We start from the raw sequence: 15,172 nt of genomic DNA on the forward strand, positions 1-15,172 counted from the left end.
AGTCATTAATACATATAGCGGTTCATGAATCTCAATCTGTCAAATTGCTGGACAGAATCACTGTTGATTCTTTTCCCGATTCTGGCCATCAGGCAGTTGGCCGGGTGTGAGCTGATTTCAGGATCATCCGTCGCATAATATTCCAGCCCGCCTGCATTCATCATTTTTTCCATGATTTTTCGATACTCCCAAACATTAAGGCCGGTACCCTTTAAATCCCAATGCCAATAATATTCAGTTGTGATGATGATATAGTCTTCCATTGCATCATCCATCATGGAAACCTTCAGCAGATTTTTTCCGACCGAAGCTCCTCTATATTTCGGAATGACCTCAATTGCCCCTAGCTCAATCAGTTCTTCCATTTTCCCTTGTGACCATCGTTCAAGAGGGTCGGGATACAGATATGTAACATAGCCCACTATCATATTATCTTCCCGGGCAATGATGATTCTTCCTTCCGGCAGGCCGGCAATTTCGACAAGTGCCTTATGCTGTTTTTCCGGTATACGGAAGGCTGTCAGGTCTTCATGAAACTCTAAATCTATCATTTCACTTACTGGCACAGGTCCTTCAATGATAAGATTTCCTTTCGGAGTTTTTAATTCCATGGCGTTATAGGTTTTTTGGTGGTTCATTTTGTCACCGCCTCAAAATAATAATACTTTAGTCATTATGACATAAATTCAGCAGTCATAGTAGGACGTAAAAGCCCTCTGTTAAAGCTTTTTTATATAATTTTAAATATGGGGGAAAAACGTCACATACCAATATTATAACAAAAATTAAAAATCGAACAATTTTTAAAATTGAGAAAAATAGATTTTTGTAATATAATAATATAGTAATTTCTTACATAAGGAGGAATCGTTCGAATGAAGTTGGAAGCGCTGCCAGTAACTCAAGGAAACTACAATCTTTCTAGTTATGAAGACACGTACAAGGATTTCGATTGGAATGAGACCAAAAAGAATTTTTCCTGGAACGAAACAGGCCGTGTGAATATTGCATATGAAGCGATCGATCGGCATGCAGAGTCGTTCAGGAAAAACAAAGTGGCACTTTACTACACGGACGACAACAGAGATGAAAAGTATACATTCAGGGAAATGAAGAACCTGACGAACAAAGCAGGGAATGTCCTGAAGACGCATGGTGATGTGGAAAAAGGTGATAGAGTGTTCATCTTTATGCCAAGGTCTCCGGAGTTATACTTTACTGTCCTTGGGGCACTGAAGTTGGGCGCCATTGTCGGACCGTTGTTTGAAGCCTTCATGGAAGGTGCTGTCAGGGACCGTCTGGAAGACAGTGAAGCCAAAGTTCTTGTTACGACGCCGGAATTGCTTGAAAGGGTTCCTGTTGATGAACTGCCTGCCCTCGAGCACGTAATCCTCGTCGGGAATGATGTAGAGGAGAAAGGCAAGTATGTTGATTTCCTCACACGATTTGAAGAAGCCAGCGATAAACTGGATATTGAATGGGTTGACTTGAAAGACGGAATGATCCTTCATTATACTTCCGGTTCTACCGGGAAGCCGAAGGGAGTTCTTCATGTCCATAACGCCATGCTGCAGCACTACCAGACTGCCAAGTGGGTCTTAGACCTGAAGGAAGAGGATGTATATTGGTGCACTGCTGATCCTGGCTGGGTAACGGGAACTTCATACGGAATCTTCGGACCATGGCTTACAGGGGCATCCAATATCATTGCGGGTGGACGTTTCAAGCCTGAAAAGTGGTATAACACAATCCAGAAATACGGAGTAACCGTTTGGTATAGTGCACCTACTGCCTTCAGGATGCTGATGGGAGCAGGCGATGAGGTTGTAAAGAAATTTGATCTAAGCAGCTTGAGACACATCCTGAGTGTAGGGGAGCCTTTGAACCCCGAAGTCATCCGCTGGGGAATGAAGGTATTTAACCTTCGCATCCATGATACATGGTGGATGACGGAAACAGGAGGACAAGTGATTTGTAACTACCCTAGTATGGAGATCAAGCCCGGTTCTATGGGGAAACCAATTCCGGGAATCAAGGCTGCTATCGTCGATGACCAGGGGAACGAGCTTCCTCCATATCGAATGGGGAATCTTGCGATTAAGCGAGGCTGGCCGTCCATGATGAATGCCATCTGGAAAAATGAACAAAAATACGATTCCTATTTCATGCCGGGTGACTGGTATGTATCCGGGGATTCTGCTTACATGGATGAAGACGGATATTTCTGGTTCCAAGGACGAATCGATGATGTCATCATGACTTCAGGCGAAAGAGTAGGGCCGTTCGAAGTTGAAAGTAAACTGGTTGAACATCCGGCAGTGGCAGAAGCTGGGGTAATCGGTAAGCCGGATCCGGTTCGCGGGGAAATCATCAAGGCTTTCGTTGCATTGCGTGAAGGATACGAAGTAACGGATGAGCTGAAAGAGGAAATCCGCCAGTTTGTGAAAAAAGGATTGGCTGCTCATGCGGCTCCGAGAGAAATCGAATTCAAAGAGAAGCTGCCGAAAACACGCAGCGGTAAAATCATGAGACGTGTGTTGAAAGCATGGGAACTAGACCTTCCGACAGGGGACTTATCGACAATGGAAGATTGATTAACAGGAAAACCGCTCAGTGATCTGGGCGGTTTTTTTGATTTGATTTGTGGTGGTATTCTAAATGTGAATCTCAACGGATACAAAGATTCTTTAACACTTTAAAGCGTAAAGAGGGACTGTCCCTTTTCGTGGTTTAACGTGCTAAAGTGTTCGATGAAACAAAAAGAGGTGGATCCGCCTGAGCGGATTCACCTCTTTTGTTGTTGGTTATCCTTGGTTGTTGTTGGTTATCCTTGGTTGTTGTTGGTTATCCTTGGTTGTTGCTGTTGTTTCCTCCAGAGCCTGAGTTGTTCCCAGAGCCGGAGCTTGGTCCTGAGTTTGATCCAGAATCTGATCCGGAGTCATCGCTGCCCCCGCTATCATTTCCTCCATCATTTCCGGAATCCGAGCCGCCGTCTCCCTGCCCTGAATCATCGTCCGAATCACCAGGATCCGGTTTAGGTTCTTCAGGCTTCTCAGGGTTTGGTTTGTCCTCTTTTTTAGGAGGTTTCGGTTCTTCTTTTTCTTTACCGATTCGTACAGTATTGGATTTACCAGATTGTTTTCCGGCTACATCCACCGCCACGACATAATACTCACCGTCACCGAGAGTGGAAACGAGATTTTCATCAGATTTGATGCTGGCTACTTTTTGTCCGCTTACTGTGAAGACTCTGTAACCTACGACATCGCTGCTGGCCGATGCGGTCCAAGTCACTTTGTTACCAGAAGCTGTGGCCTTAACAGTGCCTGGTGCCGCGCCGTCATCTTCTATCTTGTTTTCAGCAACCAGAATATTTTTGTATCGTTCTTCGTCAGCTGGGATCAGCTGGCGAGGATCTGCATTGATTCCATTCAAAATGTTTTCGACGAAATCAGGATTCAGAATGACTCCCGGCTGAGAGAACTCTTCAGGAGTAGAGTCGAGAGCAAGAAACTTCTTGCCGTTAATCATTACATAACGGCTTTTCAGCAGGCTGTCGTCCGTTTTGCTTGGCACATATTGTGCATTGAACAAGTCACTCTTCACCAGACCAGCCTGACTGCAGGCCTCAGATGGAAGAAGACCGGATATGCCGCAGAATGATCGTGTAACAACACCCTTTGGAGCTGTGAACGACGCTTCAGGATCAATCAAATCCGGTGCAAGATCACGAGCATCATTCAGCAAGTAAGACCATAGGCGAATGTTTCTCAAACCATAGTGCCCGTAGGTTGGAATGGCCCTGTACATGGATTGAGGATCGTCATAACCAAGCCACGTACCGAATGTAATACTTGGGTTTGAAGCGATAAACCAGTGATCTTTATAATCCTGGGTTGTCCCTGATTTACCAGCCCAGTCGGATGAGAAATTAAGGAATTTCTTAGCATAGCGCCCTGTTCCGGCATAGTGGTCCAGAGTATCTCTCATCATATCAATTGTCAGATAAGCTGTTTGCGGACTGAATACATCCACAGATTCAACCTCATGCTGATAAATAGTGTTTCCGTTCTTGTCCACAATTTTATCAATCATGTACGCATCGACGAACTTTCCGCCGTTAGCGAAAGTTGTATAAGCGTTTGTATTCTCTTCAAGGGTAACTCCGCGTTCCATACCACCAAGGGAAAGGGAGAGGTTCTCTTTTTCCCGGCTTGTCAACGTAGAGAAGCCCATTTTTTCGATGAACTGGATCGGCTGCTTATTGAAAATCCTTGTATACAAACGAGCTGCAGGGATATTCAAGGACTCTGCCAGCGCATATCTGGCAGGAATCAGGCCGTTGTAGTCAAACGAATAGTTCTGCGGTGTCCACATTACTCCATTACCGGCCATGATAGACATTTCAACATCTGGCAATGGAGAACCTGGTCCGATTTCTCCGAATTCCAATGCAGGAGCATATACAAGAAGCGGCTTCATTGTCGATCCGTTCTGACGGATGGATTGAGTCGCGTGGTTAAGCTGTTCCAGTTTGAAATCCCGGCCACCGACAAAGCTGATGATTTTTCCTGATTTGTTTTCAATCATGATGGCGCCGACCTGGACAGGATTAGGAACTTCTATTTCTTCTCCTGTTTCAGGGTCGATTTTCGTTCTTGTAAGTTCTTGTCCGTACATTTCATATGCATCTTTTGTCTTTTGCATACTGTCGTAAATTTCTTTATTGATCGTAGAATGAATGTGATATCCTCGCTGTCTCATTTCACGATCAGCGAGTGTTATATATTTTTCATAAAGTTCATCATTATTTTCAAGGTCATCTTCCGAATATCCATCTTTTTCAGCGAGGATCTTCGAGATGACTTCCATTGCGCGGCTTTCGATTTCCGCTGTCAGCCAAGGGTAATTATCATTGACTGAAGGCTTTGGATCAATGAAATCTTTTGATATATCATAACTGGACGCAGTTTGATATTCCTCTTCCGTAATATAGCCTTCTTCAAACATGCGGTATAGCACAGTCTGCATTCTCGTAAGTCCTGGCTCAAGATTTTCTTTCACTTCTCCTCCATTTGTAAAAGGAGTATAGGCAAACGGTGCTTGCGGAAGTCCGGCGATAAACGCTGCCTGAGGCAGAGTGAGATCTTTCGGTTCAACCCCGAAAATTCCTTTCGCTGCAGACTTGACCCCGGCAATATTTCTTCCTGAAGAGTTACGTCCAAGTGTTGCTACATTCAGGTATGCTTCAAGAATTTCCTCTTTTTCAAAGAAGCGCTCCAATCGCAAGGCCAAGAGGATTTCCTTGGCTTTCCGGTCAAAGGATACTTCGTTTGTGAGAATCTGGTTCTTGATTAGCTGCTGAGTAAGCGTGCTTCCCCCGGATTGAGTGGCCGAGTTGGTGAATTCCTGCACGATTGCACGCAGGATCGCTTTCGGAACAACCCCGTTGTGTTCCTTAAAATATTCATCCTCGGTTGCAATGACCGCGTTGACCAAGTTCTCTGATACTTCCTCAATGCTAACTTCTTCCCGCTCTAAATCTGTTCTCATTTTTCCGAGATAGACATCATTGGCAAAATAGAGCTGTGAAGTTTCTTCGTAGTTGTAGATATCCTGTTTCATATTGTCGTATGGCCGAATTGGTTCTTCTTTTACCAAGGAGGCAAAATACCCGGCCCCGACACCGCCAGCGAATGCTGTGCCCAGAACAGCCACCACAATAAAAATCAATAATAAATTCCATAGAACCCCATAGGTGATTCTGGCACGTTTTAAAAATCTATTGTTAGCAAAAAACTTGATGACAGGCTGAGATCGCTGCAGTAAAGATTGAAATTTTTCCCTCATATATACACTCATCCTAAAATCATCTATATTATAGCATATTTCGACCGTGTAAAGACCACAATAAGGAATTTACCAAGGGAGAGCCTGAGAGGCTTGAAGAACCGCTGGATAAAAGGGCGAGGTATTTTTTACCTTAAGATTAAGAGTGATTATGGCAGACAACCAGAGTTGCACTGAAGGGATTTAGAGGCCTATAAAATCTATAAAGAGGAATCAAGGTCCTTTTAAGAGTCTCTATAGTACTTTAAAAATGAAAAAGTAGAATTAAAGTCCTTTAAAGGGTTTCTATAAGACTTTAAACTTAAAAGCGGAATTAGTAACTTTTAAACAGTTGCTAGAGATTTTCTATAAGACTACGGGGAAAGTGCTTTTATTTAAGTCTACAAGACAAGCGAATATAGCTTCAGAGGTTTATCAATGTCGATTGGAGCGGAAGGTGGGCGACCTCCTGCGGGACTAGCGGGACGTCTAGTTCCAGCGCCCGGGGTTACGTACCCACTGGAACGTAACCCCACAGGCAAAGCCGAGGAGGCCAATCCAGCTTTAGCGGCCAGCGACTAGCAGATTTCGGTCTTTCTCCTTGCGAATCCAGCTGCAAGGCCCCAACGGCTAGCAGACTTCCCTGCCCCCTCCTTGCGATAAGTCAACATCAACTCACTGCGTTCGTTGTGTTTCCTTTATCTCATGCGGAGACAGTCCAGTCTGTACGCCGCTGAACGGGGCCTTTCCACTTTATATAGATAAATCATCATCGAATCGCTAACGCTCTTCGTGATTCCTTTATCTCATGCGTGAGCCCTAAAATCTGTACGTCGCTGAACGGCCGCTTCCGCTTTTTAATTCACCGTCCGCCCCGCGGAGTCGCACGCCTGAAGCGGAAATCCGAAAACCATTAGTCCTTTAAAGCAAATCTTAGAGGATTATCCCGCCTCAAATTGACAAAAGGGTTTGAACTATGATAAAAAAAGGTATCTGAGAAATTTTTATAACGAAATGGCTTTGACAGGAACAAGTAGTCCCGTTATCCCTATTGCAGAGAGTCAGTGGCTGGTGGAAACTGACATACATAACGTGATGAATTACCTCCTTGAGCTTTTGCTGTGAACGACTCGGTTCAGTAGCAGCAAACGGGAAAACCGTTATTTTATCAAGTGAAGGATACTTGTGTCCTTAAGTTGGGTGGTACCGCGTGTTAGACGTCCCTGCATTGGCAGGGGCGTTTTTTTGTGGAGAAATTTGTCCACTATCAAAAAATCAGGAGGAAGATAAAATGGACTTATTAAAGGATTTAGAGTGGCGTGGCATTACGTATCAGCAGACTGATGAAGAAGGGTTAAAAAACCTTTTAGATAAAGAGAAGATTTCGATTTATTGTGGAATTGATCCTACTGCAGACAGCATGCATATCGGGCATTTGCTGCCATTCCTGACATTAAGACGCTTTCAAAATCAAGGCCATCGCCCGCTGGTACTTGTCGGAGGAGCAACTGGACTGATCGGGGATCCAAGTGGTAAGAGTGAGGAAAGAAAGCTTCAGACCGTAGAGTCTATTCAACATAATGTAGAGTGTATCAAAAGCCAGCTGAAAAGCATCTTTGATTTTGAAGGTGAAACCGGCGCGGTAATGGTTAATAATTTTGACTGGATCGGTCCGATGGATATGGTGACATTCCTTCGTGACTTCGGTAAGCATATCGGTGTCAATTACATGCTTGCAAAGGATACTATTGCATCCCGTCTGGAAACAGGAATTTCTTATACGGAATTCACTTACACAATTTTACAGGCGATGGACTTTAATCATTTGTATGAAAATTACAACTGTAAGCTTCAAATCGGGGGAAGCGATCAATGGGGTAACATTACCACAGGGCTTGAACTAATCAGGCGTACGAGGGAAGAGGAATCAAAAGCATTTGGATTCACAATTCCACTCGTTACAAAAGCAGACGGTTCGAAGTTCGGAAAAACAGAAAGCGGCGCTATCTGGCTTGATCCTGAAAAAACATCTCCTTACGAGTTCTATCAGTTCTGGATCAACACAGCGGATGCTGATGTTGTCAAATATCTAAAATACTTTACGTTCCTATCACACGAAGAAATTGAAGCATTAGCGGAAACAGTGGAAACGGAACCGCACCTGCGCAAAGCACAGAAAGCGTTGGCAGAGGAAATGACGAAGCTGATTCATGGAGAAGAGGCTCTTGCCCAGGCAATCAAAATCACGGAAGCTCTTTTCAGCGGTAACATCAAGGAATTGTCTTCTGCAGAGATCAAGCAGGGCTTCAAGGATGTCCCATCATTTACACAGTCTACAGAGGAAGAAATCAATCTGGTGGATCTTCTTGTAAATACAAAAATCTCTCCTTCTAAAAGACAGGCGAGAGAAGATATCGGCAACGGTGCTATTTACATCAATGGCGACCGCACAACAGACCTTCAGCATGTTATGTCTGAAGCGGACCGGATCGATGGACAGTTCACGATTATCCGAAGAGGGAAGAAAAAGTACTTTATGATTCAATACTCTTAATAAGTAAGAATAGAAAAAGGTGCTCGATAGTGAGCACCTTTTTTCTATTAATGAGCCTGTACCTGCTGATGGGCACTTTTTTACTAACTAAATACCCTGCAAGCAGCACAGAGAGTGTAAGCGCTGGATTGCCTATCTCGGCTCTGGGATCCTTGGCTTCACCCTGGAAGAAAAATAAGTGTTCAGAAGAAGAGAGAGACATTCTCTAATCGGCTTTTTTGAGTTTTACTGCACATACAGCAAATTGTCAAAGAGAAAAAAAACCTTTCCCGAATGGGAAAGGTTTTTTTAGGAAGATTAACGAGAGTAGAACTCAACGATAAGTGCTTCGTTAATTTCAGCTGGAAGTTCAGAACGCTCTGGTAAGCGAGTGAAAGATCCTTCAAGCTTGTCAGCATCGAAAGTCAAGAAGTCAGGAACAAAGCTGTTCACTTCAAGAGCTTCTTTAACGATGTTAAGGTTGCGGGATTTTTCGCGAACACCGATCGTTTGACCAGCTTGCAGACGGTAAGATGGGATATCTACGCGAGATCCATCAACAGTTACGTGACCGTGGTTAACAAGTTGGCGTGCTTGACGGCGAGTACGAGCCAAACCAAGACGATAAACAACGTTATCAAGGCGAGATTCAAGAAGTGCCATGAAGTTTTCACCGTGTTTACCTTGCATTTTGCCTGCTCTGTCGAATAGGTTACGGAATTGACGCTCAGTCACTCCATACATATGACGAAGCTTTTGCTTCTCTTGTAATTGTAAACCATATTCAGAGATTTTTTTGCGTTGGTTAGGACCATGTTGTCCAGGAGCGTAAGGACGCTTTTCTAATTCTTTACCCGTACCGCTTAGAGAGATTCCAAGACGACGAGATAATTTCCAGCTAGGGCCAGTATATCGAGCCATTGAAGACTCCTCCTTCGTGTTTTTATTTTGTTGTAAAATAAAAACCGTGTGTGAATTAACAATTATGGGTATTATGTTTTCATGTACCTTCGCTCCAGCAGCAGAGAGTTACAAGATACACCTCCTAAACCGAGGAACAAAATACAGCATAAAGGACTTCACATAGGCTGCTTTATTTTACACAAAGAATATTATATGTTTTTCATTGGACTAAGTCAAGGGCTAATTGAAATATCATGAAAATACTAGTGATTATAAAGTACTGATTAAAAGTAGTGAATTTAGAATATTACTTGGGATTCACTCCAATCTTTATGATATAATTAGACTTAATAGAAAAATTGTCAAATTTGTATTTTCATCATTATCCGTGAAGCCAATTTAGTTGGAGGCACGGATAATGATGAAACTCGGGTACTTACATATAGATATTCGGTTCAAGAGATTAATCAGGAAAGCAAAGATAAGAGGGACATGCTATGACGAATGATCGTATGGATACGCAGGTGATCGGGTTGGAGAGAGAAGAAAAAATATTCCTGAATGACTATAAAGCTCGGTTATTCGACTTGATGAATGAGAAATTCAGTGAAGACGCGAGTCACTGCACTGAATGTCTTTCCGCATGGTTAGAAGTTGTACAAGACTTACTGCAGGCAGAGACAGTACTATTCTACCAGCGTTCGGAAAGCAGTTATCAGCTTACTGAAAGCCTGTCTTTGAACATGCATCCTATAACTGTTTTTCCAGAAACATTGGATGATATCTTTGAGGGTGATGATGGTATCGCCGTTAGAACCATCACCGGAACCGTGTTTGTCAATCTCAACCTTGCCTTCCGGTTAATGGATCAAAAAGGCTTCCCATATGGCGCACTTCTGATCTCCGCACCCCAGTTGGAATGGTCCCGTCACACTCTCATGAGCTTCGCTGAATACAGTTCTATGTACTTAAGAAAAATACAGTACTTCAACCAGGTTGTCGAAGAGGAGCATCGTTATCGTGAATTGTTCAAGGTAAATGAAGCCTTCCACTCCTCGATGGATGTCAATATCTTGTTGGGACAGATCATCAGCACGTTAAAAAGGGTTTTTCCTGACTATGGTTTTCTTTTGCTCCTTTCTAATGATAATGATAAAAATCATGGCGACCTTCCTATCAGGGATTTCGATTATGACAGTGCAAACACAGCTGCCATGCAGGCATTTGTGAATGGAACCATTGAAACGGAATTTCAGGCTTCCGAGCAAAAGCTGACCCTGTATGCGCCGTTAAAAGGGAAACAGGGAGTATATGGAGTGCTGGAGGTCATCACATCCAGCCAATTCAGATTTCATGAAAATCACAGGGAATTCATCAGCCTTCTGGCTTATACAGCTGGCAGCGCCCTTGAAAATGCGAAACTTTATCAGCAGTCCAGAAGGCTGATTTCCGACCTTCAACTGATCAATGAGACCTCGCACAGACTTAATTCAAATTTAAGGATGACCGAAACCCTTACATTTTTGAAAAAACAAATAAAGCGTTCTTTCCAGGCTACTTCAATCGGTTTCATTTTCATGGATGAAAATGAAGAATGTAAGGTTCTCCCGGAAAGTTCATCCTTTTTTCAAAGTTTTGAAGGGGCTTCCTACATAAATTTTGTGAAACGAAACATTATCAAAGAAAAAGATGCCATTTTTATAGGAGATATTAGTGGAAAGTTCGGCAAAGAATTATCCTATCTTTCTCTGATGGCGGTCCCGATGGTCCAAAATGATGCCATTATCGGCTTCTGTATTGTCCTTCATAAAAATCCATATTCTTTTTCTTTTGACATGTATAAACTGCTGCAGTCATTCATTCACCATTCCACATTGGCTTTGACCAATTCCATGCTGCGTGAAAAATTAGAGGAGCTTGTGGAGACCGATCATTTAACCCAGCTTTACGCAAGGAATTTCCTTGATGAAGAAATGGTCCGAGCCATGAAAGATGATGAGCAGGGAACGCTTCTTTTGCTGGATATCGATGACTTCAAGGTAATCAACGATACATACGGGCATCAAACGGGAGATGAAGTTCTTATACAGGTAGCAAGGACCCTCATGAATGAATCGGAAGACATAGGTTATGCTGCCAGATGGGGAGGGGAGGAACTTGCGATTTACCTCCCTCACAAGGATTTGAAGTCCGGTCTTGAGTTGGGTGAACGGATAGTTGAAAAAATACCTGAAATGACAACCCCTTCCGTAACGGTATCCTGTGGTGTCTCATATTGGAGTGGTCCGAATGATCATGTTAAAGATTTGGTTAAAAGGGCGGATACCTCTATGTACTACGCAAAGAATAATGGGAAAAATCAAGTCGCGAACATTTAATCATCACTAAAAGACCTTGAAACGCATATGTTTTAAGGTCTTTTTTATGTTTATCCTATTTTGGCAAAGCACAAAGTGAGTTTAATGTAAACGCTTTCTTTTTTCGGTGAAATGTCATATGCTATTAATGAATTCTTATGAGATAAATAGGCCGGCCGACATGCTGAATAATAATGTGGCGGAGAGACCCTGTACTAATGGGAGAGATAAGATAACCTGCTATGAGTTCGGATTAGCTAACAGGAGGAGAAAGAAAATGAAGAAAGATTTCGAAAGGTTCGAAACGAAAGTAATTCATGAAGGATATAATTCAACTGAATATAATGATAGTTTAGCACCCCCTCTCTATCAAACCTCTACCTTTACATTTAAGGATGCCCAGCAGGGTGAAAGAAGATTTGCCGGCGAAGAAGGCGGCTATATTTATTCCCGCCTTGGAAATCCAACCGTTACCATGCTGGAAGACCGGATGGCAGCACTTGAAAATGGAGAAGCTGCACTTGCATTTGGTTCCGGGATGGCTGCGGTTTCTGCTGTCTTATTGTCCATGACAAAAGCCAACGATCACATTCTCTGTTCTCAAGGAGTGTATGGATGCACCTTCGGATTGTTGAACTTAATGGAAGAAAAATATGGAATTACCCATGATTTTTCGGCTATGGACAGTGCGGATGAAATAAGAAGAAGCATTAAACCTGAAACGGTCTGCATCTATGTGGAAACACCGATCAACCCGACGATGAAGTTGATTGATCTTGAGCTGGTCGCAAGTATTGCTAAAGAAAAAGGTATCCCAGTGATAGTGGATAATACTTTTTCATCACCATACCTGCAAAAGCCCCTTGATTTCGGCTGCGATATTATCATTCACAGTGCAACTAAATATATTTGTGGTCACGGGGATGTTATCGCTGGGATTGTGGTAGGTAAAAAAGATTTGATGGATCATATTAGAATGACTACCCAGAAAGACATCGGTGGAGTGATTTCTCCATTTGATGCCTGGCTGTTGCTCAGGGGATTAAAGACGCTGCCGGTGAGAATGGACCGCCATTGCGAAAACGCTGGGAAAATAGCGGATTTCTTAAAAGAACAGCCGCAGGTGGAAAAGCTGTATTTCCCTGGAGATGCCGACAACCCTAACTATGAAACAATGAAAAAACAAATGAGTAAACCTGGTGGATTGATAGCCTTCACAATAAAAGGGACCAAAGAGACAGCCCAGCAATTCATGAATGAACTAAAGCTGATTAAGATTGCTGTAAGCCTTGGCGATGCTGAAACATTAATTCAGCACCCGGCCACGATGACACATGCAGTTGTTCCGGAAGAGTCCAGAGAAAAAATGGGCATAACCGATACCCTGTTAAGACTATCGATAGGACTGGAAGCGTGGGAAGATATCCAGGAGGATCTACTGCAAGCCTTCAGTAAAGTGAAATAAAAGTAAAGACAGAGCCGTTGTGGTTCTGTTTTTTTGTGGATGGTGACAGGACGTCGGGTTCCGTTACCAAGAGATGTTGTACCTGGGCTCGCCACTGTTGCAGGGTGTCCCATGAAGGGGTCATAAGACCAAAAGTGAGGTTGAAAACTGGTTAGGGTGTCTCATGAAAGATTCATAAGACCAAAAGTGAACTTGAAAACAGATTAGGGTATCTCATGAAAGATTCATAGGGCCAAAAAAGAGGTTAGAACCAGGTTAAGGTAAAACCGAAGGGTACAAATAGTGAAACAAATACAAACCTTTCCGCCGTTGGGTTGGCTTATTGAGTTCCTAAGCATACCCACAGGCATTTTCTGATAAATTCCGGGTATGTAACCTGTATCAGAATTTGTGGGAGGTTACGCATAGATGAACGAGCAAATGATACCAAAAGAGTCTTACTCTTACTGGCGCAAAGCCGCGGAGGAAAAGGGACTTGGTTTTGAAAAACTGGGAAGTCAAACATACCATGCAGATGTGACCATTGTCGGAGCAGGAATTACAGGCATCATTGCCGCCTATTTACTTTCACGTGAGGGCAAAAAGGTAGTCCTTGTGGAAGGTGACAGAGTGATGAATGGGACCACTGGATATACAACTGCCAAAATTTCTGCACAGCATGGATTAATATATGACGAGCTGCTAAAGCATCATGGAGAAGAGAAAGCGTCCTTATATTATCAGGCGAACGTAGAGGCGCTAAATTTTATAGAAAAATTGATCGAAGAACTAAATATATCTTGTGAATTCACAAAATTGCCTTCATATGTTTACTCTGAGACCGAAAAGGGTTCAGAAGAAATCCGAATGGAAGCGGAAGCCTATCAGCAATTGAATATCCCGGGGGAACTTACCGAAGAGACTGATCTGCCTTTTCAGGTGACATCGGCTCTTAAGATGCCGAATCAGGCACAGTTTCACCCTGTGAATTTCTTGATGCCGCTGTTGGAAGAAATCACATCAAATGGAGGAACCATTTTTGAACACACCAGAGTGACAAGGATTAATGGAGAAAATCCGGTAGAGGTGGTAACGGAAGATGGCGGTAAAATTACATCTCAAAAGGTGATTGTCTCTACTCATTTTCCGATCAATGACTTCAGAGGGTTTTATTTTTCAAGACTCGATATTGAGAGGTCATATACCCTTGCTGCCAAGACAGATGATGAAATCCCGGACGGTATGTACTTAAGTGCCGATCAACCTAAAAGATCGATCAGGTACAGTACCGATTCAAACGGCGGGAAGATGATCCTCTTTGGAGGAGACAGTCACAAAACAGGTGAAGGAGGGGATACGACGGACCATTATCATAACCTCCAGCACTTCGCTGAAAAGCATTTCTCTATTAAAGACTATCCCTATCGCTGGTCTGCACAAGACTTGACCACCTTGGATAAAGTTCCTTATATCGGTCCTGTGACAGAACATCAACCAAATATTCTAGTTGCGACAGGTTACGCCAAATGGGGTATGACCAATGGAACGGCGGCAGCGTTGTTAATAGCTGATTTGGTTCAAGAGAGAGATAATCTTTTTGAGGAATTATTTACTCCTTCCCGATTTAATGCAAACCCAGCTGTAAAAAACTTTGTTAAAGAAAATGCAGATGTCGCCATGCAATTTGTCAAAGGCAAACTGGGCAAGCCTGACAAGAAACTTGAAGAGCTGGAAAAAGGAGAAGGTTCGGTAGTAACTGTTGACGGCAAAAGAGCAGGGGCCTATCGCAATGAGAATGGAGAAGTTACAGTGGTCGATACAACCTGCACCCATATGGGATGTGAGCTCGGCTGGAACAATGCAGAAAAATCATGGGACTGCCCATGTCATGGCAGCCGCTTCTCTGTATGCGGGGATGTCATTGAAGGTCCTGCCGTCAAGCCTCTGAAAAAAATATATGAATAATAAATGCTGTTTTTGTATAGATATCGGGAAAATCCCTAGTGCTGGATCCCCCCCTGGCTACAAGTTTTTTTCTCTCTTGCTTACCATGATATTTCCTTTGGAATTCATAATAAATAGCAACAAGGTTTAAGGAAAAGAGTC

At 43.1% G+C, this 15,172-nt stretch carries 8 protein-coding genes and 1 other annotated feature; of the genes, 5 read left to right on the forward strand and 3 right to left on the reverse strand.

Annotated features, from left to right (window positions below; translation table 11 throughout):
* Positions 1-5: 5 nt before the first annotated feature.
* Entirely contained in the window at positions 6-638 is a 633-nt protein-coding gene (locus tag BSG1_RS06295; RefSeq protein WP_006836116.1) for a GNAT family N-acetyltransferase, read from the reverse strand.
* A 237-nt stretch (positions 639-875) separates the two neighbouring features.
* Here BSG1_RS06295 and acsA point away from each other — a divergent pair, with 237 nt between their 5' ends.
* Positions 876-2,594 carry an acetate--CoA ligase gene (gene acsA, locus BSG1_RS06300; protein ID WP_006836117.1) on the forward strand — a complete coding sequence of 573 codons (1,719 nt, stop codon included), beginning with the start codon at positions 876-878 and terminating at the stop codon, positions 2,592-2,594.
* A gap of 250 nt (positions 2,595-2,844) precedes the next feature.
* Here acsA and BSG1_RS06305 read toward each other — a convergent pair whose 3' ends face one another.
* Positions 2,845-5,850: a transglycosylase domain-containing protein gene (locus tag BSG1_RS06305; protein ID WP_156791421.1), complete on the reverse strand. Its 3,006-nt coding sequence runs from the start codon at positions 5,848-5,850 to the stop codon at positions 2,845-2,847.
* Between the two features lie 990 nt (positions 5,851-6,840).
* Positions 6,841-7,057 (forward strand) — a binding site (T-box leader).
* A gap of 63 nt (positions 7,058-7,120) precedes the next feature.
* Between BSG1_RS06305 and tyrS the strand changes: the two genes are divergently transcribed.
* Entirely contained in the window at positions 7,121-8,383 is a 1,263-nt protein-coding gene (tyrS, locus tag BSG1_RS06310; RefSeq protein WP_006836120.1) for a tyrosine--tRNA ligase, read from the forward strand.
* 297 nt (positions 8,384-8,680) lie between these two features.
* Here tyrS and rpsD read toward each other — a convergent pair whose 3' ends face one another.
* Positions 8,681-9,283, reverse strand: coding sequence for a 30S ribosomal protein S4 (gene rpsD, locus BSG1_RS06315; RefSeq protein WP_006836121.1), 603 nt, complete (start codon positions 9,281-9,283; stop codon positions 8,681-8,683).
* Positions 9,284-9,762: 479 nt separating this feature from the next.
* Here rpsD and BSG1_RS06320 point away from each other — a divergent pair, with 479 nt between their 5' ends.
* The 3 genes from BSG1_RS06320 (at position 9,763) to BSG1_RS06330 (ending at position 15,031) form a co-directional block, all read left to right on the forward strand.
* On the forward strand, positions 9,763-11,643 hold the full coding sequence (locus BSG1_RS06320) for a sensor domain-containing diguanylate cyclase (protein ID WP_006836122.1): 1,881 nt from the start codon (positions 9,763-9,765) through the stop codon (positions 11,641-11,643).
* A gap of 256 nt (positions 11,644-11,899) precedes the next feature.
* Complete coding sequence (megL, locus tag BSG1_RS06325) at positions 11,900-13,087, forward strand: methionine gamma-lyase (protein ID WP_006836123.1); 1,188 nt, start codon at positions 11,900-11,902, stop codon at positions 13,085-13,087.
* 408 nt (positions 13,088-13,495) lie between these two features.
* Positions 13,496-15,031 (forward strand): FAD-dependent oxidoreductase, encoded by a 1,536-nt coding sequence (locus BSG1_RS06330; protein WP_006836124.1) that lies wholly within the window; start codon positions 13,496-13,498, stop codon positions 15,029-15,031.
* Positions 15,032-15,172: the final 141 nt, after the last annotated feature.

It is taken from the genome of Bacillus sp. SG-1 (assembly GCF_000181495.1).
Taxonomy (GTDB): Bacteria; Bacillota; Bacilli; order Bacillales; family Bacillaceae_B; genus Rossellomorea.

What these genes read in the sequence shown, in the direction of transcription:
- BSG1_RS06305 (WP_156791421.1), bottom strand. Translation starts at nt 5,850, where the DNA reads ATGAGGGAAAAATTTCAATCTTTACTGCAGCGATCTCAGCCTGTCATC.
- BSG1_RS06320 (WP_006836122.1), top strand. Translation starts at nt 9,763, where the DNA reads ATGACGAATGATCGTATGGATACGCAGGTGATCGGGTTGGAGAGAGAA.
- acsA (WP_006836117.1), top strand. Translation starts at nt 876, where the DNA reads ATGAAGTTGGAAGCGCTGCCAGTAACTCAAGGAAACTACAATCTTTCT.
- tyrS (WP_006836120.1), top strand. Translation starts at nt 7,121, where the DNA reads ATGGACTTATTAAAGGATTTAGAGTGGCGTGGCATTACGTATCAGCAG.
- rpsD (WP_006836121.1), bottom strand. Translation starts at nt 9,283, where the DNA reads ATGGCTCGATATACTGGCCCTAGCTGGAAATTATCTCGTCGTCTTGGA.
- BSG1_RS06295 (WP_006836116.1), bottom strand. Translation starts at nt 638, where the DNA reads ATGAACCACCAAAAAACCTATAACGCCATGGAATTAAAAACTCCGAAA.
- megL (WP_006836123.1), top strand. Translation starts at nt 11,900, where the DNA reads ATGAAGAAAGATTTCGAAAGGTTCGAAACGAAAGTAATTCATGAAGGA.
- BSG1_RS06330 (WP_006836124.1), top strand. Translation starts at nt 13,496, where the DNA reads ATGAACGAGCAAATGATACCAAAAGAGTCTTACTCTTACTGGCGCAAA.